This window comes from Streptoalloteichus hindustanus (assembly GCF_900129375.1).
GTDB lineage: Bacteria > Actinomycetota > Actinomycetes > Mycobacteriales > Pseudonocardiaceae > Streptoalloteichus > Streptoalloteichus hindustanus.
On record NZ_FQVN01000017.1, the window covers coordinates 56,284 to 77,743 of the forward strand.

Annotated in this window: 19 protein-coding genes and 1 CRISPR repeat array; of the genes, 10 read left to right on the plus strand and 9 right to left on the minus strand. The window is 72.6% G+C overall.

Annotated features, from left to right (window positions below; all coding sequences use genetic code 11):
* Nucleotides 1-160 precede the first annotated feature (160 nt).
* Nucleotides 161-490, minus strand: coding sequence for a hypothetical protein (locus BUE43_RS30475; protein WP_143174497.1), 330 nt, complete (start codon nt 488-490; stop codon nt 161-163).
* Between the two features lie 403 nt (nt 491-893).
* Between BUE43_RS30475 and argF the strand changes: the two genes are divergently transcribed.
* Nucleotides 894-1,910: an ornithine carbamoyltransferase gene (argF, locus tag BUE43_RS30480; RefSeq protein ID WP_073489804.1), complete on the plus strand. Its 1,017-nt coding sequence runs from the start codon at nt 894-896 to the stop codon at nt 1,908-1,910.
* A 72-nt stretch (nt 1,911-1,982) separates the two neighbouring features.
* On the opposite strand, the gene BUE43_RS30485 is transcribed toward argF, so the two are convergent.
* On the minus strand, nt 1,983-2,855 hold the full coding sequence (locus BUE43_RS30485) for an alpha/beta fold hydrolase (RefSeq protein ID WP_073489805.1): 873 nt from the start codon (nt 2,853-2,855) through the stop codon (nt 1,983-1,985).
* A 274-nt stretch (nt 2,856-3,129) separates the two neighbouring features.
* Complete coding sequence (locus BUE43_RS30490) at nt 3,130-4,086, minus strand: helix-turn-helix transcriptional regulator (protein ID WP_073489806.1); 957 nt, start codon at nt 4,084-4,086, stop codon at nt 3,130-3,132.
* A 91-nt stretch (nt 4,087-4,177) separates the two neighbouring features.
* On the opposite strand from BUE43_RS30490, the gene BUE43_RS30495 reads away from it, so the two are divergent.
* Together BUE43_RS30495 and BUE43_RS30500 are read left to right on the plus strand one after the other, a co-directional pair.
* Nucleotides 4,178-4,552 (plus strand): VOC family protein, encoded by a 375-nt coding sequence (locus BUE43_RS30495; RefSeq protein WP_073489807.1) that lies wholly within the window; start codon nt 4,178-4,180, stop codon nt 4,550-4,552.
* Between the two features lie 497 nt (nt 4,553-5,049).
* The gene (locus tag BUE43_RS30500) at nt 5,050-5,292 is read left to right on the plus strand and encodes a hypothetical protein (RefSeq protein WP_200797729.1); all 243 of its coding nucleotides are present in this window, start codon (nt 5,050-5,052) and stop codon (nt 5,290-5,292) included.
* Nucleotides 5,293-5,473: 181 nt separating this feature from the next.
* Here BUE43_RS30500 and BUE43_RS30505 read toward each other — a convergent pair whose 3' ends face one another.
* From BUE43_RS30505 to BUE43_RS30515, 3 genes are all read right to left on the minus strand, one after another.
* Nucleotides 5,474-6,688, minus strand: coding sequence for an FAD-dependent monooxygenase (locus BUE43_RS30505; RefSeq protein WP_073489808.1), 1,215 nt, complete (start codon nt 6,686-6,688; stop codon nt 5,474-5,476).
* A 180-nt stretch (nt 6,689-6,868) separates the two neighbouring features.
* Nucleotides 6,869-7,399 (minus strand): DUF1697 domain-containing protein, encoded by a 531-nt coding sequence (locus BUE43_RS30510; protein WP_073489809.1) that lies wholly within the window; start codon nt 7,397-7,399, stop codon nt 6,869-6,871.
* Between the two features lie 702 nt (nt 7,400-8,101).
* Nucleotides 8,102-9,025, minus strand: a complete 924-nt coding sequence (locus tag BUE43_RS30515; protein ID WP_073489810.1) for a LysR family transcriptional regulator — start codon at nt 9,023-9,025, stop codon at nt 8,102-8,104.
* A 128-nt stretch (nt 9,026-9,153) separates the two neighbouring features.
* On the opposite strand from BUE43_RS30515, the gene BUE43_RS30520 reads away from it, so the two are divergent.
* Together BUE43_RS30520 and BUE43_RS30525 are read left to right on the plus strand one after the other, a co-directional pair.
* On the plus strand, nt 9,154-10,368 hold the full coding sequence (locus BUE43_RS30520; protein ID WP_143174498.1) for an MFS transporter: 1,215 nt from the start codon (nt 9,154-9,156) through the stop codon (nt 10,366-10,368).
* A gap of 213 nt (nt 10,369-10,581) precedes the next feature.
* Nucleotides 10,582-11,361 carry an AfsR/SARP family transcriptional regulator gene (locus BUE43_RS30525; protein ID WP_073489812.1) on the plus strand — a complete coding sequence of 260 codons (780 nt, stop codon included), beginning with the start codon at nt 10,582-10,584 and terminating at the stop codon, nt 11,359-11,361.
* Nucleotides 11,362-11,501: 140 nt separating this feature from the next.
* On the opposite strand, the gene BUE43_RS30530 is transcribed toward BUE43_RS30525, so the two are convergent.
* Together BUE43_RS30530 and BUE43_RS30535 are read right to left on the minus strand one after the other, a co-directional pair.
* Nucleotides 11,502-12,881 carry an MFS transporter gene (locus tag BUE43_RS30530; protein WP_234996013.1) on the minus strand — a complete coding sequence of 460 codons (1,380 nt, stop codon included), beginning with the start codon at nt 12,879-12,881 and terminating at the stop codon, nt 11,502-11,504.
* A gap of 488 nt (nt 12,882-13,369) precedes the next feature.
* Nucleotides 13,370-14,296, minus strand: a complete 927-nt coding sequence (locus BUE43_RS30535) for a LysR family transcriptional regulator (protein WP_073489814.1) — start codon at nt 14,294-14,296, stop codon at nt 13,370-13,372.
* Nucleotides 14,297-15,160: 864 nt separating this feature from the next.
* On the opposite strand from BUE43_RS30535, the gene mshC reads away from it, so the two are divergent.
* From mshC to BUE43_RS30555, 3 genes are all read left to right on the plus strand, one after another.
* Entirely contained in the window at nt 15,161-16,399 is a 1,239-nt protein-coding gene (gene mshC / locus BUE43_RS30545) for a cysteine--1-D-myo-inosityl 2-amino-2-deoxy-alpha-D-glucopyranoside ligase (protein ID WP_073489816.1), read from the plus strand.
* A 63-nt stretch (nt 16,400-16,462) separates the two neighbouring features.
* On the plus strand, nt 16,463-16,879 hold the full coding sequence (locus tag BUE43_RS30550) for a nuclear transport factor 2 family protein (protein ID WP_073489817.1): 417 nt from the start codon (nt 16,463-16,465) through the stop codon (nt 16,877-16,879).
* A 93-nt stretch (nt 16,880-16,972) separates the two neighbouring features.
* Nucleotides 16,973-17,401, plus strand: coding sequence for a VOC family protein (locus BUE43_RS30555; RefSeq protein ID WP_073489852.1), 429 nt, complete (start codon nt 16,973-16,975; stop codon nt 17,399-17,401).
* A gap of 64 nt (nt 17,402-17,465) precedes the next feature.
* Nucleotides 17,466-18,408: direct repeats of the CRISPR family, unit length 28 nt; unit sequence GGCTCATCCCCGCGTGCGCGGGGCCGAT.
* A gap of 128 nt (nt 18,409-18,536) precedes the next feature.
* Here the strand turns inward: BUE43_RS30555 and BUE43_RS30560 are convergent.
* A complete protein-coding gene (locus tag BUE43_RS30560; RefSeq protein ID WP_073489818.1) occupies nt 18,537-19,175 on the minus strand; it encodes a TetR/AcrR family transcriptional regulator in 639 nt (212 codons plus the stop codon).
* Between the two features lie 129 nt (nt 19,176-19,304).
* Here BUE43_RS30560 and BUE43_RS30565 point away from each other — a divergent pair, with 129 nt between their 5' ends.
* Nucleotides 19,305-20,048, plus strand: coding sequence for an SDR family NAD(P)-dependent oxidoreductase (locus tag BUE43_RS30565; RefSeq protein WP_073489819.1), 744 nt, complete (start codon nt 19,305-19,307; stop codon nt 20,046-20,048).
* A gap of 211 nt (nt 20,049-20,259) precedes the next feature.
* Nucleotides 20,260-21,456, plus strand: a complete 1,197-nt coding sequence (locus tag BUE43_RS30570) for a cytochrome P450 (protein WP_073489820.1) — start codon at nt 20,260-20,262, stop codon at nt 21,454-21,456.
* Nucleotides 21,457-21,460 lie beyond the last annotated feature (4 nt).

Below are 21,460 nucleotides of genomic sequence, written 5' to 3' on the forward strand. Positions count from 1 at the left end.
CGGCGGCTCGGATTTCCCCGGGCGCGCCGGACCGCGGGTGGCCCGATGTCCCCGTGAGGTCGACGCGGGAGCCGGGGGAAACCAACAGTGTCCACGGTGGACGGTCGTGCGTTTTCGGGGCCTGGCCGGCGTTGTTGGTCCGCTCCGCACCCGCGACTCCTCACGTCTCGCCCAGGGCGGACCGGTAGCTGCTCAACAGTCCCTGGTGCGTCTCGGTGTCCAGGCGGTCGAGTGTCGCCCCGCCCACCACGAGGTCGATCACGATGGCCAACGCCTTCTCGTGCCAGACCCACAGGTCCTCCGGCGCGTGGTGCGCGGAGAGGCACTTCCGGGCCGCGCACAGGAAGGCGAGCAACGCCGAGCCGTCGCCGGTCAACACCGCCCGCGCCATGCCGCCGAGCCGGGCGGCGTCCTCCGGCAGGTCGAGCTGGGCGACGAACCGCTGGACCGCCACCAGATAGCGACCGAGTACGGTCCCACAGCGAGCCATGACAGGACCGTAACCACGGCGGAGCCGGAAACGCCCCTGTTTCGACCCGTGTGGGTCATCAGTCGGGGGTCAACATCCAGCAAGTGAGTGATAAAGGCTTCTCGTCAGCCACCGCTCGTGCTCGTCGTCGATCGGACGCGCGTCGCCGCACAATCGGGGTAACCGCGCCGACGGGGATTCCCGCCGTGATTTACGGCGCGTTGTCCGCTCTCCATCCGGTGGTGAAAACAAAGCAGACCTCGGGAAGAACCAACGGTGGACGCGACGTGAAGTCCGGGTGATCCGCAAGCGCGGACCATCCCCCGCTCCGGAGTCGCCCGTTCGTGTGGCTGAGCACGTTCCGGTACCCGCGTGCAGCACCCTGGGAGCACGGCGTCGCAGCAGCACGAGCCCGGAGGCCCTGATGACCACCCCGACACCGGCGAACGCCGCCGCCCGGCCGGTCGTGCCGGGCCCGGTCCCGCGGAACCTGCTCCGGGTCGGCGACCTGGCCCCGGACACCCTCGCCGGCCTGCTGGACCTGGCGGCGGCGATGAAGCGGGAGCCGCTGGGCTGGACGAGCGCCCTGCCCGGGGCGGAACTGGGCTGCCTCTTCGAGAAGCCGTCCACGCGCACCCGGGTCTCCCTGGTCGCCGCGGCCCACCGGCTCGGCATGCGCGCCATCGTGCTCAACCGGGAGGAGACGCAGCTCGACCGGGGCGAGACCGCGGTGGACACGGCGCGGGTGCTGTCCTGCTACCTCGACGTCCTCGCGGTCCGCACCTTCGCGCACGCCGTCGTCGAGGAGATGGCCGGGGCCGCGACCGTGCCCGTCGTCAACGCCCTGACCAACACCCACCACCCCTGCCAGGCCCTGGCCGACCTGCTGACCCTGCGCGAGCACTTCGGGGAGCTGGCCGGGATGACGGTGGCCTTCGTCGGGGACGGGCGCGGCAACACGTGCCACTCGTTCCTCGGGGCGTGCGCGGCGACCGGCATGAACCTGACCATCGCCAGCCCGCGCGAGTACGACACCGACCAGGCGCTCCTCGCCGAGGCCCGTGAGCTGATGGCGCACACCGGTGGCTCCGTCTCGCTCACCACCGAGCCGGCCCAGGCCGTCCGCGGCGCGCACGCCGTCTACACCGACGCGTGGGTGCCCATGGACAAGCACCACGAGCAGACCGAGCGGGTGGCGCGGTTCGCCGGCTTCCGGGTGGACGACGACCTGCTCGCCCAGGCGCGCCAGGACACCGTGGTCCTGCACTGCCTGCCGGCGGTGCGAGGGCTGGAGATCACGTCCGAGGTGCTCGACGGGAACCGCTCGCTGGTCTGGCGTCAGGCGGCGAACCGCCTGCCCACCGCGCAGGCGGTGCTGCACACCCTCGTCACCACGGCCGGGGAGCGCGCCGGGGACCAGGAACCCCACCCCGGTCTCTGAGCTCGCCGTGCCCGGCCGCTTCCGGAGCCGGCGCGGCCCCGGAAGCGGCGTGACCGGCGGGGAAGCGCGTGGTCAGAGGGCGCCCTTGCGGGCGTTGGCGTCGATGGCGTCGACCAGTTGGGGGCGCAGCGGCGTGGGCAGGTCGTGGCCCATGTCGGGCAGTTCGAGGTAGGTCGAGCCGGGGATGGCCCTGTGGGTGGCCTGGCCACCGCTGACCTGGATCAGGCTGTCCTCCGCGCCGTGGACGACCAGGGTGGGCGTGGTGAGCTCGCGCAGCTTGGCGGTGCGGTCCACGGCGACGGCGATCGCGGCGGCCTGGCGCTGCGCGCCGGCGGGGTAGAACATGCGGTCGTAGGAGGCCTCGGCCAGCCGGAGGCGGTTGGCCTGCTCGGTCTCGGCGTGGGTCCTCGAACCGACGATCCGGTAGATCTCGGCGATGTGCGGGATGGCCCGCTCGCGCTCGGGGGGAGTGGGCCGCAGCATGGCCTGGGCGGCCTCGAAGGTGGGGTTGCCGACCAGGCGGTTGCCGGTGGTGCTCATGATCGAGCACAGGGTGGCGACCCGGTCGGTGTGGTGGATCGCGACGAGCTGGGCGATCATGCCGCCCATGGAGGCGCCGACCACGTGGGCGCGCTGGACGCCCAGGTGGTCCAGCAGGCCGACGGCGTCGGCGGCCATGTCGGTCAGGTAGTACCCGCGGGCCAGCGGGTAGGCGTCGGCGGTGCCGGTGTCGATCTTCTCCGACAGGCCGCAGTCGCGGTTGTCGAACCGGATGACCCGGTAGCCGCGTTCGCCGAGGCCGGTGACGATCTCCTCGGGCCACGCGATCAGCTGCGAGTTCAGTCCCATGACCAGCAGCAGCGGTTGCCCGTCGGGGTCGCCCTCGTCGCGGTACCACAGTCGGATGCCGTTGGCGTCGGCGTAGTCTCCGGGCTCGTCGGCCATGGTGAGCTCTCCTCTCGTCGAGCGGGGCGCGTCGGACGTGGGCCGCGCCGATCGCCATGACGAGCACGCGGTGGGCGAGGTCCTGTCTGCGGCGGGCTGGTCCGGCGGACAGACCGGCCTCCGCCGGGATCATCCCCACTCCCGAGGCGGCGCGCTTGGCCTGACCAGCCCCGGAAGCGATCTTGCTGTGCTCGTCCCGCCCCGGGGCAGCACCCGAACGAGTGGCTGTGCGCGCACGGGTGCCCTGCGCGTGTCCGTCGCCGCTCCTCGCGGGTCAGCTCTGGTAGCGGGCGGCGGCGGCCCGGGTCTGCTCGGCCATGCGCTGCCGGAGACTGGCCGGCGCCAACACCTCCACCCACGGCCCGAGGCCCAGCAACGCCGTGCACGCCCAGCTCTCGCCCTCGAACGGGACGGTCAGCTCGATCTCGTCGCCGGTCGCGGTCAGGTCGATCCGGTCCTGCCCCTCCACCGCGACCACCCGGCGCAGCCGGGGCAGGGCGGCCGTGGCGACCCGGAGGGTGACCTCCACGCAGGTGTGCTCGGTCTCCATCTCGTGGCGGGCCTGTGCCCACGCCTCGGCCAGGACGAAGTCGGCGGGGCGGCGCACCGGCTCGTCCAGCCGTTCCACCGTGCGCACCCGCGACACGCGGTAGGTGCGGCGCTGGCCGTCGCGGAGCGCGACCAGGTACCAGTCGCCGGCGGCGAGCGCGAGGCCGAGCGGGTCGACGGTGCGCTCGGCGAGCGTGCCGCGGCGGACGTAGCCGATCCGGACGCGACGGTCCTGCCAGACCGCCTCCGCCAGGTCGGCGAGACAGGGTGTCGGTTCCGGCCGGCCGTACCAGCGGACGGGGTCGAGGTGGAACCGGTCCGCGCTGCGCTGCGCCCGCTGCCGGGCCTCGCCGGTCAGCGACGCCAACACCTTGGTGCGCGCCGTGTCCACCGTCCCGGTCAACCCGAGGTCGTCCGCCGGGCCCCGCAGGCCGAGGAAGGCCAGCGCGGCGGCCTCGTCCGGCCCCACACCGTTCAACCGGGTGCGGTAGCCGCCCTCCAGCCGGTAGCCGCCGGCTGGGCCGCGCACCGATCGGACCGGGATGCCCGCGGCGGCGAGGGCCTGGACGTCCCGCTGGACGGTGCGCTCGTCGACCTCCAGCCGATCCGCGAGCTCACGGGCGGTCAACTGGCCCCGCACCTGGAGCTGCGTCAGCAGGTTGAGCATCCGGGAGGCGCGCATTCGCGAAGTCTCGCAAACGTACCCGACAGAGGATGTCGGGTTTGGCTGACACGGTGGTGGCACAGCGAACGAACGAAGGAGCTTCTCCCTGATGAACACGACGACGGCTCGCCTGATCATGGTCAACCTGGACTGCCAGGACCCCCGTCGGCTGGCGGCCTTCTACGGCGAGCTGCTCGGCCTGCCCGTGACGCACAGCGAGGACGAGTACGCCATGGTCAGCGACGGCACCACGTCGATCGGCTTCGGGCGCGTGCCGGACCACACGCCCCCGGCATGGCCGGACACCACCGGGGCCAAGCGCTACCATCTCGACCTCGCCGTGGAGGACCTGGCCGCCGCCGAGAACACCTGTCGCGCGCTCGGCGCGACCGTGCCGGACTTCCAGCCCGGCGGTGACCGCTGGCGGGTCCTGCTCGACCCGGCCGGTCACCCGTTCTGCCTGTGCCCGACCAGCCAGAGCTGAGCGACCGATCGGGACACTCCGGATCGACGGCCCCTGGACTGGTGGGCGGGCACAGGCACGGACCGGGCGCCGTCCTCGGACGCGGTCGGGGGTGCCCGGGTGAGCGGCCTCCAGCCGTGGGCGCGTCCCGTCAGCGGGCCGCCCCCCGCCCGAGCAGAGCGCGCGGGCATGTCGGGAAGTGGCGGAGGCGTCGGACCAGAAGGGAATTTCCGCCCTTCGGCGCGGTTCGGCCCCGAATCGCGAACAAAATCCGCTCGAAACGACGTGAAAGAGTCGTGTCCCGCGGACGGCGCGCGACTCCTCAGGTCAAGCGCGTCAGCCCGGAGGCGGAGCGAATCCCGCGAGGACGACGCGTGTCGGAGGGGAATCGGTGGGCCGGTGACGGACACGGCCATTCCGGCCGCCGTCGGTCGATCAGTGGAGGTGCGCCATGGCTCGGTCAATGCGGGTGATTTTCCGCAACGTGCGGGGAAGGCACCGGATGAATTTCAACTGGGATGCCATCAGCCAGACTCGGCCGTCATCATGACGGCGGCGCGTTCGAGCCCGAGGGACGGCCGGTGCTCGGCGAGCCCGGACAGGAGCCGAACGTCTACGTCACCAACATCGGGGCGCACGGAAAGCCCGGCGTCGAGGCCGGCGGAGTGGAGTTCCTCCTGCACGCGGAATCCCTCAGCCCTATTGACGTGGCTGTGACCATCACGGTGGAGAATCCCGTCGAGGCGACGCAAGTGGTGTAGGTGGCGCGCGAACCGCTTTACCTCAGGAAATTCGACCTGTGCTCGGAGGAGGAGGTCGCGCGGGCGCGTCTGCCGCGCGACCCCCTTCTGCCGCGTCTGCTCGCTTCTGTCGTCGTTCCCGGCCTCCCGTCGCGGCGGCGCCGAGCACGGACACGGTTCACCAGAAACGGCCCGTGCCGGTTCAGCCCGCGTGTCCGCGCGGTTCGGCCTGGGCGTCGTGGCCGTGGATCCAGGCGAGCCGGTCGGGGAGCTGGGGCAGCCACCCGTCCCGTTCCTCGGCGGCCGGCCCGTCCAGCGCCTGGAAGCACTCGCGGCCGCGCCGCGAGGCGAGCTGGAGCTGGCGGGTCCGGGGCCGGCGCACGGACTCGTACCGGCGCAACGCGGCCGGGACCTCGTCCCGCCCGACGTCGGCGAGGCAGTCGGCCAGGACGACCGCGTCCTCGACGGCCTGGTTGGCGCCCTGCCCCTGGTGCGGCAGCATCGGGTGGGCCGCGTCCCCGAGCAGGGTGATGTGGTCCGTGCTCCACCGCCGGACCGGCTCCCGGTCGTAGAGCGCCCACCGGGACACCACGTCCAGACCGCCCAACAGGGCCGCGACGACCGCGTTCCAGCCGGCGAACGCCTCCACCGCCTCGGCCGGCTCGCCGAGGGCCACCCAGGACTCCCGCGTCCACTCCTCGTCGGGAACCACCGCCAGGAGGTTGACCAGGCGGCCGCCGCTCACCGGGTAGGAGATCAGGTGCCGACCCGGGCCGGGGAAGAGCCACAGCGCCGGCCGGTCCGGCTCGAACCCCAGCTCGGGCAGTCGCGGCAGCCGCTCCACGGGCACCAGGCCGCGATAGCCGCTGGTGCCGGAGAAGACGGGGCGGTCGGCGCCGGCGACCGCTGCGCGGACCACCGAGTGCACGCCGTCCGCGCCGACGACGACGTCGGAGCGGACGGGGGTGGTGTTGCCGGCGAAGACCAGCTCGACGCCCCCGGCGTCCTCCGCCACCCCCACACACTCGCGCCCCAGCTCCAGCCGCCCGCCCTCGCGGACGTAGACCTCGGCCAGCAGCCGCTGCACGTCCGCGCGGTGGACCGTGAGGAACGGGGCGCCGAACAGCTCGTCGTAGCTGTCGCCCATCTCGTGGGCGCAGAAGATCTCCCCGCTGTGCCAGCGGTGGAACTGCAGGCGCAGCGGCCGCACCGCGACCTCGGCCAGCTCGTCGAGCAGGCCCATGCGGCGCAGCAGCCGACTGGCGTTGGCCCCCACCGCGATGCCGGCGCCCACCTCGGCCAGTGCCGGCGCCTGTTCGTGGACCACGACCTCGACGCCCTGACGCCGCAGGGCGAGCGCGGCCGTGAGACCACCGATGCCACCACCGACCACCACGACTCGCAGAGGCACAGCCATCCACCCTCCTGTCGGTCCTGCCGACCCCGGCGGATGATCAGGCGGAGCGAGGGGCGAGGGCGATCTCCGGCGGCCGGGCGGTCGACGACACCGGGCGCGCCGTCAGGACGTGGTTCCCACGGCCACGGCGCGCGGTCAAGGCCTGTGCTCCAGGAGTGGCACCCCGCTGGGCCGCTCGCCTCAGCTCCCGACGAGCGCCAGCAGCTTGGTGACGGTGTTCCAGTTGCGCGCGGTGGCCTGGGCCGGCAGGAGCCTGTCCACGAGCTGGGGGAGCCGCGCCCTCTGGATGCCGTCGGGCAGCGACAGGTACAGCTCGCGATCGCCGACCGCCAGCTCCTCGGGCGCGAAGCTGGCCGGGTCGAGCGCGGCGAACAGTGCGGGATCGGGCCTCTCGGCCAGGAAGGACACCAGGAACCGGGCCGGATCGACCACCTCCAGCGGGTTGTGCTCCACCACCGCCCGCAGCTCCTCGCCGGTGCGGACGACGACCCTGACGGTGAGCCCCAGCTCCCGGGCCAACGCCTCCTCGATCTCGGCGGCCAGCCGCTCCGTCCGCTGGTCGGAGGCGGTGAACACGGCGTTGCCGCTCTGGAGAAGAGTGCTCACCTCGGTGTGCCCGAGACCGGTCAGCAGCGCGCGCAGGTCGGCCATGGCGACCTTCTGCCGTCCGCCGACGTTGATGCCCCGCAGCAGCGCCACATAACGGGTCACGTCCCGGTTCCTTCCCGACTAAACCACGAGGAGCGCGTCAGCCGAGGGCCGGCGCGGGGGACCAGTATGCGAGCCGCCACCGACATCCCCGGCCCTCCGCCGATCCGCGACGGGGTATCGGGGCCGCGATCCCGGAGCGGGATAACCAGGAATGCCCGATCTGGCCCCGCTGATCACGTGGCTCCGAGAACACACTCTGTCCGGTGTGTTCTCGGCTGTGGTGGGTCGGGGTGAGTTGTTGTTCTTTCGGACACTCCGCGCCGGCGCGCCCTGGCGTGATCTACCGGAGCGGTGCGCGTGGAAGAGCGCATCAGCGCGCCGCCGGAGCCCGGAAACGGGGCTGTGCCCCGAGCGTCGTGGTGATCGAAGATCCACCTCGTGGTGGACGGACGTCTTGTCGTTGCGCGTGCCGCTCATCCCGGGAGACGAGGCCGGTGACAACCTGCGGCTGGTGCCCCTTTCGGGGTCGTGATCGCTGGTCACCGGTTGAAGCGGTATCGGACGGCGGCGACCCGGTATGACCGGACTGCCCTGTCCTGCCAGGGCATGGTGGACCTTGCCCCGTTGGTCATGTGGCTTCGAGCGCTTCCCTCCACCAAGAGACCACCGGGCCGACGACGGGTGGACCTTCACCCGCCCACCCCGACCGTCGCAGGCCAAGCGGGTCCTGGATCCCACCCCAGGAGACGGCCGAGAGCACGATCAGGCGGCGCCCGCGGCGCCGATCGCGATCGGTGCGGCCGAGACCTCGGCCAGCACCTCGGCGAAGGCGCGCACGCGCGCGGTCTCGTGGTCGCGGCACCAGGTGATCCCCAGCGCGGAGTCCGGAAGACCGGTGATCGGGACGTAGGCCAGCGCCGCCCGACGGTTGTACTCCGCCGAGGGCCGGCAGAGCAGCATCGCGCCCCGGTTCGCGGCGGCCAGGGTGAGCCCCTCCTGGAGGGTGCCGACGGTGGGGCCGGCCGGGATCGGTCGGCCGGCGGGGGTGACGGCGGGGGCGTGCGCGTCGCGCCAGTAGCGCGGCGCGGGCTCGTCCACCCCGATCAGCACGCAGTCGGCGAGGTCCTCCGCCGAGATCGAGGAGCGCCGCGCGAAGGGGTGCCGCGCCGAGACCGCCAGGGTCTGCGGCTGCCGGGAGAAGACCGCACCCACCACCAGGTCCTCCTCGACGACGGGCAGCAGCACGGCGGCCAGGTCCGCCTCGCCCCGGCGCAGCCCGCCGAACGGGTCGGACAACGGCACCTCGACCATCTCCACCGCGCACGCCGGGTACCGCTCCTGGAACAGGGCCACCGCGTTCATCAGGTGGTCGTTGGCGGTGCCCTGGAAGCCCAGGCGCAACGAGCCTTCCACGCCCCTGGCCGCCGCGCGCGTGTCGTCGACGGCGGCGCGCAGCCCGTCGTAGGCGGGCCGGAGCCGGTCGCGGAAGCGCTCGCCCACCGGCGTGAGCCGCACCCGGCGGCTCGTGCGCTCCACCAACCGGGCGCCGATCCGGCTCTCCAGGGAGCGCAGGAGCTGGCTGACCCTGCTCTGCGACAGGTACAGCCGCTCGCCGGTCCGACCGAAGTGGAGCTCCTCGGCGAGGACGAGGAAGCACTCCAGCTCGCGGATGTCCAGGCCGCTCATCCCCACTCCAGTCCGTTCCGCTCCGCTCGCTGGCGCTGGGTCGACCACCAGCATCGATGAGTCTGACTCATCAAAGGATGAGGGACTGGTCGTTGTTCCCGGTCGAGGCCCCAGGTTGCCTGGGGCACATGACAGAGACAGTGCCGAGCTCACCGCCGAGATCCGTCGAGGACGGGCCGGACCGGCCCGCGTGGCGCGGGTGGGCGGCGGTGGCCGCCGTCGCCGCCGCCACCTTCACGGTGGTGACCTCGGAGATGCTGCCGGTGGGGCTGCTCACCTCGCTCAGCCCGGAGCTGGGGGTCAGCGAGGGCGTCGCCGGCCTGACCCTGACGGTCACCGGGCTGGTCGCGGCGGTGGCCGCGCCGCTGGTCACCCCCGCCGTGGGCCGGCTGGACCGCCGCGCGGCGCTGTGCGGGCTGATGCTGGTGCTCGCGATCGGCAACCTGATGTCCGCGTGGGCGCCGCACTTCGGCGTGATGATGGCGGGCCGGACGCTAGTCGGCGTCGGGATGGGCGGGGTGTGGGCGCTCGCCGCCTCGCTCGCCCCGCGGCTGGTGCCGCCACCGGCGGTGGGCGGCGCCACCTCCCTGATCTTCAGCGGCGTCGCCGTGGCCTCGGTGCTCGGCGTGCCCGCCGGGACCTACCTCGGCGAGGCCGCGGGCTGGCGGATGGCGTTGGCCTCGGCCGGGCTGCTGGCCCTGCTCGTCGCCCTCGCGCTGTTCCTGCTGCTGCCGCGACTGCCGGTCGCGCGGGCGGTGCGGCTGGGCGGGATGGCCCGGCTGGCGCGGGAACGCGCCGTCCGCACCGGGCTGGTCGTGGTCGCCCTGCTGGTCACCGGGCACTTCGCCGCCTACACCTACGTGCGTCCGGTGCTGGAGAAGATCTCGGGCGCGGCCCCGGCGTTGATCAGCGCGCTGCTGCTGGCCTACGGCGTCGCGGGCATCGCCGGCAACTTCGTGAGCGCGGCCGGGGCGGCGCGCTCCCCGCGCGCGACCCTGATGGCGATCAGCGCGGTGCTCGGGGCGGTCGCGGTGCTCTTCCCCGAGATCGGCACCTCGGTGCTGGTGGGCACGGCGCTGCTGGTGTTGTGGGGCCTGGCCTACGGCGGGGTGTCGGTCTCGACACAGACGTGGCTGGTCGCCTCCGCCCCGCACGCCAGGGAGGCGGCCTCCGGCCTGTTCGTCGGCGTCTTCAACGCCTCGATCGCGTTGGGCTCCGCCATCGGCGGCCGCGTGGTCGACGCGCTCGGCGTCGCCGAGGTCCTGTGGGTCGGGGGCGGGCTGGCGCTGGCCGCCCTGGTGGCCGTCACGCTCGGTCCGTCCCCCGCCGGCGGGCGGGAGTAGGGCGCATCCCGCGGTGGTCCGGCGTGCCGCCGCAGGTGAGCGGCGCGGACGTCGACCACCGCGGGCCGGCGATGGGCCGTTCGGTTGAGCCTGGTCAAAGACGTTTGGGCCAACAGGTTCGACTTCCGGGGGGCGGTCCGGCACTTCGCTTGACGTCACGGACCGTCACCGCACAGCCTGGATTCGCGAGCGGACATCTGGTGGGGGGCAACCATGGGTCTGCGTGTTCGGGGAGAGGATTCGGTCGGCGCCGTCGCGACGCCCCGGCAGTTCCGGCTGCGGCTGTTGAGCGGCTTCCGGCTGGAGTTCGGCGAGGTCGTCCTGCACCCCTCGCCGGGCTGCCAGCGCCTGTTGGCCTACCTGGCGGTGCACGGCGTGGCCAGCCGCGCCGTGCTCGCCGGGGTGCTGTGGCCCGACGTCAGCGAGGAGCACGCGCACGGCAGCCTGCGCACCACGATCTGGCGGCTGCGGCGGTACGCGGGCGACCTGCTGGACATCGGCCGGCAGCAGCTCAGCCTGGCGCGGTCGGTCTGGGTGGACGTCCAGGCGCTGACCGCGCGGGCGCGCCGGCTGCTGCGGCCGGACGCGGTGGTGACCAGGGAGGACCTGGAACTGTCCGGGCTGCACGGCGGTGAGCTGTTACCCGGCTGGTACGACGACTGGGTCCTGTTCGAGCGGGAGCGGTTGCGGCAACTGCGCATCCACGCGTTGGAGTCGCTGTCCCGCCGCCTGTTGCGGGAGCGGCGGGCCGCCGAGGCCCTCGACGCCGCGTTGGAGGCCGTGCGGTTGGAGCCGCTGCGGGAGAGCGGGCACCGGTGCGTGCTGGCCGCCCACCTGGCCGAGGGCAACGTGGTGGAGGCCCTGCGCCACTACGAGGTGGTGCGGTTGCAGTTCGCCGCCGAGCTGGGGGTCGCGCCGAGCCGGGCGCTCACCACGCTGATGGCCAACGCGCTGCGCTCCTACCGGCCCGCTCACCCCCACGGCACGCGCTGAGGTGCGGCCGGGCTCGGCGGTGGTCGCGCCCAGACCTGGACAGACGTGAGCGCTCCCCGGCCGGAGTGGCCGGGGAGCGCTCACGGGTGTGGAGGGGGCGCCTCCGCGGGGGTCGGGCCTCCGCGAGGGTCGGACCGGGGTCAGACCTCGGCGGTGGCCAGCCGCGCGACGGCCGGCTGGGCCGCGGCGGGCTGGGCCGGGGTGGTGACCGGCGGCACGGTGGTGACCAGGGTCAGGCCGGGCACGGCCGGGGACTGCTCCACCAGCTCGGGCGTGGCCGGCGCGACCCGGGACCGCCCCGGCAGCCACCGGACCAGCGCGGGCCGGCCCATCAGCAGCCCGGCGGCGACCAGCGTGGCCACGCCGGTGACCAGGCCGGCGCTCTCCAGCGCGTGGCCGGGGCCGAACCGCTCGCACAGCCAGCCCAGCAACGGCCCGCCGACCGCGCCCGCGGCGGCGGCCACCATGCCGTGGGTGGCCACCACGCGGCCACGCAGGTCCTCGGCGGTGTCGAGCTGGACGCGGGTGCTCATCGTGGTGTCGATGATGACCGCGCCCGCGGCGATGGGGACCAGGACGGCCGCGAAGGTCCACAGCCCGCCCATGGCGCCGCTGACCGACTGCAGCACGCTGGTCGCGCCGGCGGCGACGAGCAGCAGCTTGACCGACAGCTCCCGGAACCGCGCCGCCATCAGGCCGCCGAGCACGGTGCCGACGGCGAAGACCGTGGACAGCAGGCCGTAGCCGGCCGCGCCGGCGCCCAGCGGGCCCTGGCTCATCGCGGCCATCGTGACCTGGTAGTTGCGGCCCAGGCTGGACAGCACGAACGCCAGCGCGAACAGGGTCAGCAGGGTGCGGTCGCGCAGCAGGATGCGCAGTCCGGCGCGGACGCCGGCCCGCTCCGGGGTGCTGGTGGCCAGCGGGTGCAGCTCCTCGGGGCGGACGGCGAACATCGCGCCGATGACGACGAGGAAGCTGGCCGCGTTGATCAGGAACAGCGTCGACTCGCCGGTGACGGCGACCAGCACGCCGGCCAGGCTCATGCCGAGGATGCGGCCGCCCGAGCTGAGGATCGAGCCCAGCGCGAGCGCGTTGCCGAGGTCCTTGCGGCCGACCACCTGCGAGCCGAAGCGGCCCAGCGCCGGGCCGTCGAACACGCCGACCAGGCCGGCGCCGAAGGTGAGCGCGAAGACCCAGGACAGCGGGGCGTGGCCGGCGGCGAGCACGGCCATGCCGACCGACAGCAGCGCGTGCGCGCCCTGGGTGATGACCAGGATGCGCCGGGCCGGGAACCGGTCGGCCAGCGAGCCGGCCCACGAGCCGAGCAGCAGGGTGGGCAGCGCCTGCAGCAGGATGGCGCCGCCGACCGCGCTCGCCGAGCCGGTGCGGGAGAGAACGAGCCAGTTGAGAGCGATGACCTGCATCCAGGTGCCGGTGACCGAGACGAGGTCGGCCAGGGCCCAGAGGCGGTAGTTCCGTTGTTCCAGGGCGCGGAACATCGGCGGCATGCGTCGCCGCACGGGCAGATCCCTTTCCTTGGGGTTGATCCGCCGGACGGCGTCGGGGGACGCTCTGGGGGGACCGGGGGCTCACCGCCTCGGGGGTGGCGGTCGGGGAGAGCCCGGGTGTCCGGCGCAATGACCGTTGCCCAAAGTAGCCAGCGCAGGCGGAGAAGAGCCAGCGCATGCGGGCTTTTTGAGGGCCACGCCACTCTGCGTAACACTAATGGGGTACAGGTCAGTTCCGTATTTCGAGGTGGCAGCCACAGGGGCGCCGCCGCGCACCACGGCACGCCGCCTGACCTGGGCGAACGACCTGCCGCGTTCCCGTCCCCCGTGAATGATCGTTTCGAAGAAAAGCCGCCAGAGGAGTGAAAACTGTGCGCGAGCACTTCTTCTCCACGGGTGACGACTTCTCCTCTCGCTCGACAATTCCTCCTTATTCCACTCCGCGCACGGGGGAGCTGGAGCGACACCACGTCGACCGCACAGCCGAAACCGCGTGACGGTCAGGTCCCAGGGGGCGCTCCGTCCGGATGGAGGTCGGCGCAGATCCGGCGCAGTGCGACGACCCCCGGGTCGTCACGCTTCTCCGACGGCCACAGCACCCCCGAGGTGCAGGGAGACAGGTCCCGCACGGGGACGTACGCGACACCGGGGCGCGGGTAGAGGGTGCGCGTGGACGCGGGGACGAAGGCGATCCCGTCGCCGAACCCGACAGCGGAGAGCAGCGCCTCCAGGTTGGTGACCTGGTGCGAGGTGTGGCGCGCCCGCGTGCCGTCGGGTCGTGGATCAACGGCCCAGAAGTCGCGCCAGACCTGGGGGACCTCCTCGGCCACGCTGACCACCGGGTAGCCGCGGAGGTCCGCCAGGTCGACCTCGGCCCTGCCGGCCACCGGATCGGTGCTGGCGACGCAGAGGAGCCGGTCCTCGCTGGTCAGGGGCGCGGCCTGGACGCCGGCCGGGTGGGGGAAGTAGACGAACGCGGCGTCGACGCGCCCGGAGCGCAGGGCGTGGACCTGCTCCACGAAGTCCACCACGAGGACGTCCACCGCGATGTCCGGGTGCCGGTGTCCGAGCGCGGCGAGCACCCTCCGCGTCGAGGGCAGCGCGGCGGAGCCCTCGAACATGCCCAGGACCAGCCGGCCGCCCGCCGAGCGCGCGCTCAGCGCGGCCGACCGGTGCAGCTCGTCCATGGCGGCCACCACCGCCTCCGCCTGGGGTAACAGCGCCTGCCCCGCCGAGGTCAGCTCGACCCGGCGCGTGGTGCTGCGGATTAGCTTCACCCGGAGCCGCTCCTCCAGCGCCCGGATCTGCCGGCTCAACCCGGACTGCGTCATGAACAACCGGTCGGCGGCCCGCCCGAAGTGCAGCTCCTCGGCCAGCGTGAGCAGCAGACGTAGCTGGTGAACGCTGGGGTCCCGCCCACCACTCACGTCCCCTCCCCGCTCGCGCGCTTCGCGATTGATGACTAGCAGGTCACCAATCCGTCGTCAACAGTCACAAAAAGAGCCCGATTGCTGGGTTAACCTGGTGCGGAGCGCCGGGGGCGGATGATTTGTCGCCGGCGCCTCCGGAATGGGTGGTCGGCTTCGGGGAGGGCGTTCGACCGGATTTCGGTGGTGTGGAGACCGCGCGGGGGAGGGGACTGGTGCGTCCGATGTCACGGCGGAAGCGCCGCCGCCGAGGCAGTGGCCAGCCCGTCCCGTCCCGCTGCCCTCGGTCTCGTCCGACGTGCGCGGAGGCGCCTGGCCTGCACCGCTGGCCTGACGGCCACCCGCGCCCGTTCGAGCGCCACTCCGGTCGGAGAAACCGGGGAAGGACATCTGCTTCGAGCACGGCTCGTCGGACCCGTGGTGCTGGGAATTCGACAACGCCGCGTTGTTCGTTCCCGTGGACAACGCGACAAACCTGTTGAGGGTCGGGACACAAAGCCTGCAACGGGGCAGGCGGAAACGTCTTTGATCCCTGCCGGCGACGGGTGCGCTATGGAGCTGGCGCACCCGGACGCCTGCCGTGGCGGCGGTCCACCGGGGGGCTGGTGGGCCGCCGCCACCGCGCACCGGGCCGCGCGGCGGACCGCCGTGGCGCAGGACCTGACAGCCAGGGGGGCCGCCCCGATCGGAGGACGACCAGCGCCGCGCCACCGCTTGATCACCTGCGGTGACAGCGCGTAGGGGTGATCTCACTCGTTCGGCGGAGATGGAACAGATGACACCCGTCGGTGGTTGCTGCCGAGAGACCGGGTGACCAACCGCCCGGTCATCAGGTTGACGGTCTCTCTGGTTAGGGTCGAAAACATGCAACCCTGGTCCTCGGTTTCGGTTCCGCGCGTGCCCGGCACGCCTCGTCCCCTGCGGTTGTTCGACACCGCCACCGCCGAGGTGAGGCCCACGGCGCCGGGGAGGACCGCCCGGATGTACGTCTGCGGCATCACCCCGTACGACGCCACCCACCTCGGGCACGCCGCGACCTACCTGGCCTTCGACCTGGTGCACCGGATCTGGCTCGACAACGGCCACGACGTCCACTACGTGCAGAACGTCACCGACATCGACGACCCGCTGCTGGAGCGCGCCGAGCGCGACCGCGAGGACTGGGTCGTGCTCGCGATGCGCGAGACAGCGCTGTTCCGCGAGGACATGGAGGCGCTGCGGGTGCTCCCGCCGCGCGACTACACCGGCGCCGTCGAGGCCATCCCGGAGATCGTCGAGGTGGTGGGCAAGCTGCTGACCTCCGGCGCCGCCTACCGCGTCGAGGACGCCGAGTACCCCGACATCTACTTCGACCACCGCGCCTCGGGCCACTTCGGCTACGAGTCCAACTACGACGAGGCCACGATGACCTCGTTGTTCGCCGAGCGGGGCGGCGACCCCGACCGGCAGGGCAAGCGGCACCCGCTGGACGCCCTGCTGTGGCGCGCGGCCAGGGACGGCGAGCCGTCCTGGGAGTCCGAGCTGGGCGCCGGCCGGCCCGGCTGGCACGTGGAGTGTTCGGCGATCGCGCTCAACCGGCTCGGCATGACCTTCGACGTGCAGGGCGGCGGCTCCGACCTGGCCTTCCCGCACCACGAGTTCAGCGCCGCGCACGCCGAGGCGCTGACCGACCAGTTCCCGTTCGCCCGGCACTACGTGCATGCCGGCATGATCGGCCTGGACGGCGAGAAGATGTCGAAGTCCCGGGGCAACCTGGTCTTCGTCTCCCGCCTGCGCGCCGACAAGGTGGACCCGATGGCGGTGCGCCTGGCGCTGCTGTCCGGCCACTACCGCGCCGACCGGGCCTGGACCGCCGAGACCCTGACCCAGGGCCAGGCGCGGCTGGACCTGTGGCGGGCGGCCGTGGCCCTGCCGGCCGGCCCCTCGGCCGAGGCGCTGGTGGCCCGCCTGCGCGACCACCTCTCCGACGATCTGGACACCCCGGCCGCGCTGGCCGCCGTCGACGCCTGGGCGCGCGAGGCGCTGGACCGGCGCGACGGCGACGAGGCCGCGCCCGCCCTGGTGCGCACCGCCGTGGACGCCCTGCTCGGCGTGGAGCTGTAAGCCCTCTCTGGGCCTCCCGCCGCCACGCGGCGACGACGCGCCTCGGCCGCGATACTGAACCTCATGGTTGCGGCCGAGGTGCGCATCGTCCTGGACTTCCACGACGCGGTCAACGCCGGTGAGCCCGAACGGCTCCGGCCCCTGTTGCACGACGACGTCGAGGTGGGCGGCACCTACGGCGGGGTGCGCGGGATCGCCATGGTCGAACAGTGGTTCGGCCACGCCGCGCTCGTGCTGGTGCCCCGCCGCGTGTTCCGGCGCGGCGAGTTCGTCGTGGCCGAGCAGGACGTCCGCCGGCGCGACACCGGCGACGAGCCGAGCGAGCCTGCCGAACCGCAGGTGGTGGCCAGCGTCTTCCGGGTCATCGACGGACGCATCGAGATGATCCACCGCTACCGCGACCTGGGCGAGGCGCTGGGCACCGTCGACGTGACCGAGGACGACGAGGTCACCCCGGTGTCCAGCACCGACACCACCTGACAGCCTTCTGTCCACTGTGGACACCAGCCCGCGCGCGTCCTGTTGTTGTGCGCCTGCTTCTGCCCAGGTGCAGAATGACCGGGGGTGATCGCGATGGCCAACCCGGCGAACCTGCCCGTCCTGCGCCAAGTGGTGCTCGACTGCACTGACGCCCGATCACTGGCGGAGTTCTACCGCCACCTCCTGGGCCTGACCTACCGTCCCGGCGACGAACCCCCACCAACGGGCCAACCCGACGAGCAAGACCGCGACTGGCTCGTGCTGACCACCACCGACGGCATGCCTTGCCTGGCCTTCCAACAGGTGGATCACCTGCCCCCGGCGACCTGGCCGGATGATCCGGTGCCCCAGCAGATGCACCTGGACCTGACCGTGCCGTCGGTCGAAGCCCTGGAATCCCAACACGACCGCGTCCTGAGCCTCGGCGGACGACTACTCCAAGATCGCCGAGACGACCCAGAAGAACCACTCCGGGTCTACGCCGACCCAGCCGGCCACCCGTTCTGCATCTTCGTCGCCTAACCACCACCACCCCCGCCTGCGCGGGGCCGACAGCTCGGCCTGGTCGTCCACGTAGAGCAGGTCGGGCTCATCCCCGCGTGCGCGGGGCCGATATGGCACGCGAGGACGTGCCAGCCTGCTCGGACGACTCATCCCCGCGTGCCCGGGGTCGACCTGGGGGAGATCGCGAACAGCTCGCCCACGTAGGGCTCATCCCCGCGTGCGCGGGGCCGATCTACGGAGACTTCGCCACCGCCCTGTCGGACCAGGCTCATCCCCGCGTGCGCGGGGCCAACCAGGCCGCTGTGGCCAGCATCCTCGATCACTGGGGCTCATCCCCGCGTGCGCGGGGCCGACACCCGGCGGCCCGCCTTCGACTTCGGGTAGGGCGGCTCATCCCCGCGTGCGCGGGGCCGATCCGACCAGGTCTGGCTGCTGACCCGGCCCAGCCGGCTCATCCCCGCGTGCGCGGGGCCGATGCGATCGCAACTCGCACAAGTCGTGGGGACGAGGGCTCATCCCCGCGTGCGCGGGGCCGATAGCAGGAGCCGCTACCCATGGACCCCACGCCCAGGCTCATCCCCGCGTGCGCGGGGCCGATCTGGCCGCTGAACTGCGCGAGCTCCTCGCGCAGGGCTCATCCCCGCGTGCGCGGGGCCGATTTCGACGTAGACGAGGTGAGGGCGGAGATCAGCGGCTCATCCCCGCGTGCGCGGGGCCGATACAAAGCTCGCTCATAATCCGTCAGGTCGTGGGGGCTCATCCCCGCGTGCGCGGGGCCGATGTGTCCATCCGCCCGGGCGGCCGGGTCCTGGACGGCTCATCCCCGCGTGCGCGGGGCCGATGCGGCCTCGCTTGGCCGCAGGGTCGTTCCGACCGGCTCATCCCCGCGTGCGCGGGGCCGATGCGGCCTTGCGACGCCGGGCGGGCCTGGCCACCGGCTCATCCCCGCGTGCGCGGGGCCGATGCGCAGTTCGCCGTCGACGGCGAGCGCGATGACGGCTCATCCCCGCGTGCGCGGGGCCGATACTTCTTGACCTGGGGTGATGGTGCGGGCTCGTCGTGTTTTTGACCAGTTCGGTTCGACAATAGATCAACTGGTGCTGGGGGAGGTGGGGTGCCGGGGCGGAGTCTTCTGATCTTCTCGGCTTGGAGGTCAGTCGCAGCGGCCCCGCATGGCTCGTGCTGCCTCTTCGGGGCGGAGTGGGGGTTCGGGGAGGGGGTGGGCGGCTGGGGCGCGGAGTCCGTCGAGCATCAGGGCGAGGTGGCGGCGCCAGGCGCGGGGGGCGACGTCGTGGGTGGCCTCCACCGTGCGGGCCTGGCCCCAGATCACGAAGGCCAGGTCCTCCAGGGTGATGTCGGCTCGTAGCGCTCCGGATTCCTGAGCTCGGGTGACAATGCGCTGCATCAGCGCGTACCCGTGTCGTCGGGCTTCTTCGGTCGCCGTGGCTTCGGGGATGTGTCGGGCGGCCAGGTCGCTGTAGCCGCGGTCCGCGGCCTGCCACTCGCAGACGTGTTCCAGGAAGAAGACGAAGCCCTCCCAGGCGTCGGCCATGGTCAGGACGTGTTCGGCGAGTGCGGCGGTGGCCGTGATCCGGTCGGCGAAGACGGCGTCGATGAGGGCGGCGCGGTGGGGGAAGCGGTTGTAGAGCGTGCCGATGCTGACTCCGGCGCGGCGGGCGATCTCCTCCAGCGGCACGTCGAGGCCGCGTTCGGCGAACGCCGTGCGGGCGGCGTCGATGAGCAGCTCGCGGTTGCGTTGGGCGTCGCGGCGCAGGGGGCGGGCGCTGGGCATGTCTCGATCCTAGAACTTGAGGGTGTCCTCAAGTTAATCTACGGTCGATCTTGAGGGTCGCCTCAACTTCCGTTCGGGTGGTGCCAGGAGACGCTGGCCGACCCGCTCCCAGGAGAAGGGCACAACGACATGTCACGCACCATCGCCGTGTTCGGCGCAGGTCCCGGGTTGGGACGTTCGATCGCCATCCGGTTCGGCCGCGAGGGCTTCCGGGTCGCGTTGGTGGCCAGGCGCCGGGACCGGCTCGACGCCCTGGTCGCCGAACTCGCGGCGCAGGGTGTGGAGGCCGCCGCCTTCCCTGCCGATCTTTCCGACCCCAACGGAGTTCTGGCAGTCGTCGACGCGATCACCGCACGGTTCGGCTCCCTCGACGTCGTCTACTACGGTCCCTCCGGGCTGGAGCGCGGGCTGCTGCCGGTGCCGGTGCTCGACGTCGACTCCGCGAGCATCGACGGCTACCTGGACCTGATGCTGCGCACGCCGATCGCCCTGGTTCGCGCGGTGCTGCCCGGCATGCGGGAACGCGGCGAGGGCGGACTGCTGTTCGCGGCGGGGGTTTCCGCCAAGTACCCGGTTCCGTTCATGGGCAACGTCGGGATCGTCCTGGCCGGACTGCGCAACTACGTCCACAACCTGCACGCCGCCCTGGCAGGAGAGGGTGTCTACGCGGGAATGCTGCCGATCGGCGCGCTCATCGAGCGCAGCGACGCGCAACGGCTGTTCGACGCCAACCCGGATGTCCGTCCGGAGCAGGAGGTCGAGCGCGTCGAACCCGACCACCTGGCCGAGCGGTGCTGGGAGCTGTACCGGCGTCGTGACCGGGTGGAGGACGTCGTGGGCAACTTCGGCCAGGAAGATCTCGCCTCCGCCTGAGGAGCGCCGGTCTGACAACCACCTCCGGTGACTGTCCTCAGTGGACGTCGAGTCATGGTGATCGACAGGATCACCACGACTCGACGCCCTCACCCGGAGACCCGAGGGGCGACGACACTCTTTCAGGCGTTTCCGGAGTTGTGGTCCCACGCTGGCGGTTAGGTTCGACCACGCCGGGGCGGGCGCAGTCCGACGACGTCGGAGGGATCTCATGAGCGCGCGGCAGGACCCCGTTCCCTACCCGTTCGGCCCGCGAAACGGCCTGGAGCTCGATCCCGCGTACGCGGGGTGCCGGTCGCGGGCCGGCCTGACCCGGGTCCGGCCGCCCTTCGGGGACGAGGCGTGGCTGGTCACCCGGCACGGGGACCTCCGGGCGGTGCTCCGGGACCCCCGGTTCAGCCGGGCCGTCGCGGTGCGGCGCGACGAACCCCGGATGAGTCCCTGTCCCCTCAAGACGAGCGTCCTCTCGCTGGACCCGCCGAACCACACGGAGGTCCGGAGGCGCATCGTGGCCGCGCTCGCCTTCACCGGTGGGCGGATCGAGCGCCTGCGCCCCCAGGTCGAGCGCCTCGCGCATCGCCTCATCGACGACATGACGCGGCACGGTGCTCCCGTCGACTTCGACGAGTGGTTCTCCGTGCCGCTGGCGGGCGGGATCGGGTGCGCGTTGCTCGGCGTCCCCTACGCCGACCGCGCGATGTTCCGGAGCTGGCTGGTGGCACTGGCCACCAACACCCTGCCGCCCCCGGAGTTCGAGGAGCGCGTCGCGGCGGTCTTCGACTACATGGGCGGGCTGTTGGCGCGTCGCCGGCGGGAGCCGCGCGACGACGTCCTCAGCGCGCTGGTCGAGGTGAGCGACGGAACCCGGCTGGCCGGTCTGTCCCTGGTGGAGCTCGCCAGCGATCTGCTGCTGGCCGTCTTCGACAACACCTCGGCGCAACTGGGCAACGTGGTGTACCTCCTGCTCCGGGAACCCGACCACGTCGTCCGGCTGCGGCAGCGACCGGAGCTGCTGGCCCCCGCGATCGAGGAACTCCTGCGCCTGGCGCCGTTTCCCGCGCACGCCACCTTCGCCCGCTACGCCACCGAGGACGTCGAAGTGGGCGGAACCACCGTGCGCGCGGGCGAAGCGATCCTGCCCGCCCTGCCCGCCGGCAACTTCGACGACACCGTGTTCCCGTCACCGCGCACCGCGATCTTCGATCGCCCCCGCAACCCCCACCTGTCCTTCGGCTACGGCACCCACCACTGCCTGGGCGGCCCGCTGGTCCGAATGCTGATGCGCACCGCGATCCACGCGCTGCTGTCCCGGTTGCCCGGAATCCGGCTGGCCGTGCCAGGGGAGCGGGTGCCGTGGCGGGTGGACCTGGAGGTGCGGCGCGTGGCCGAACTACCAGTCGCCTGGTGATCCG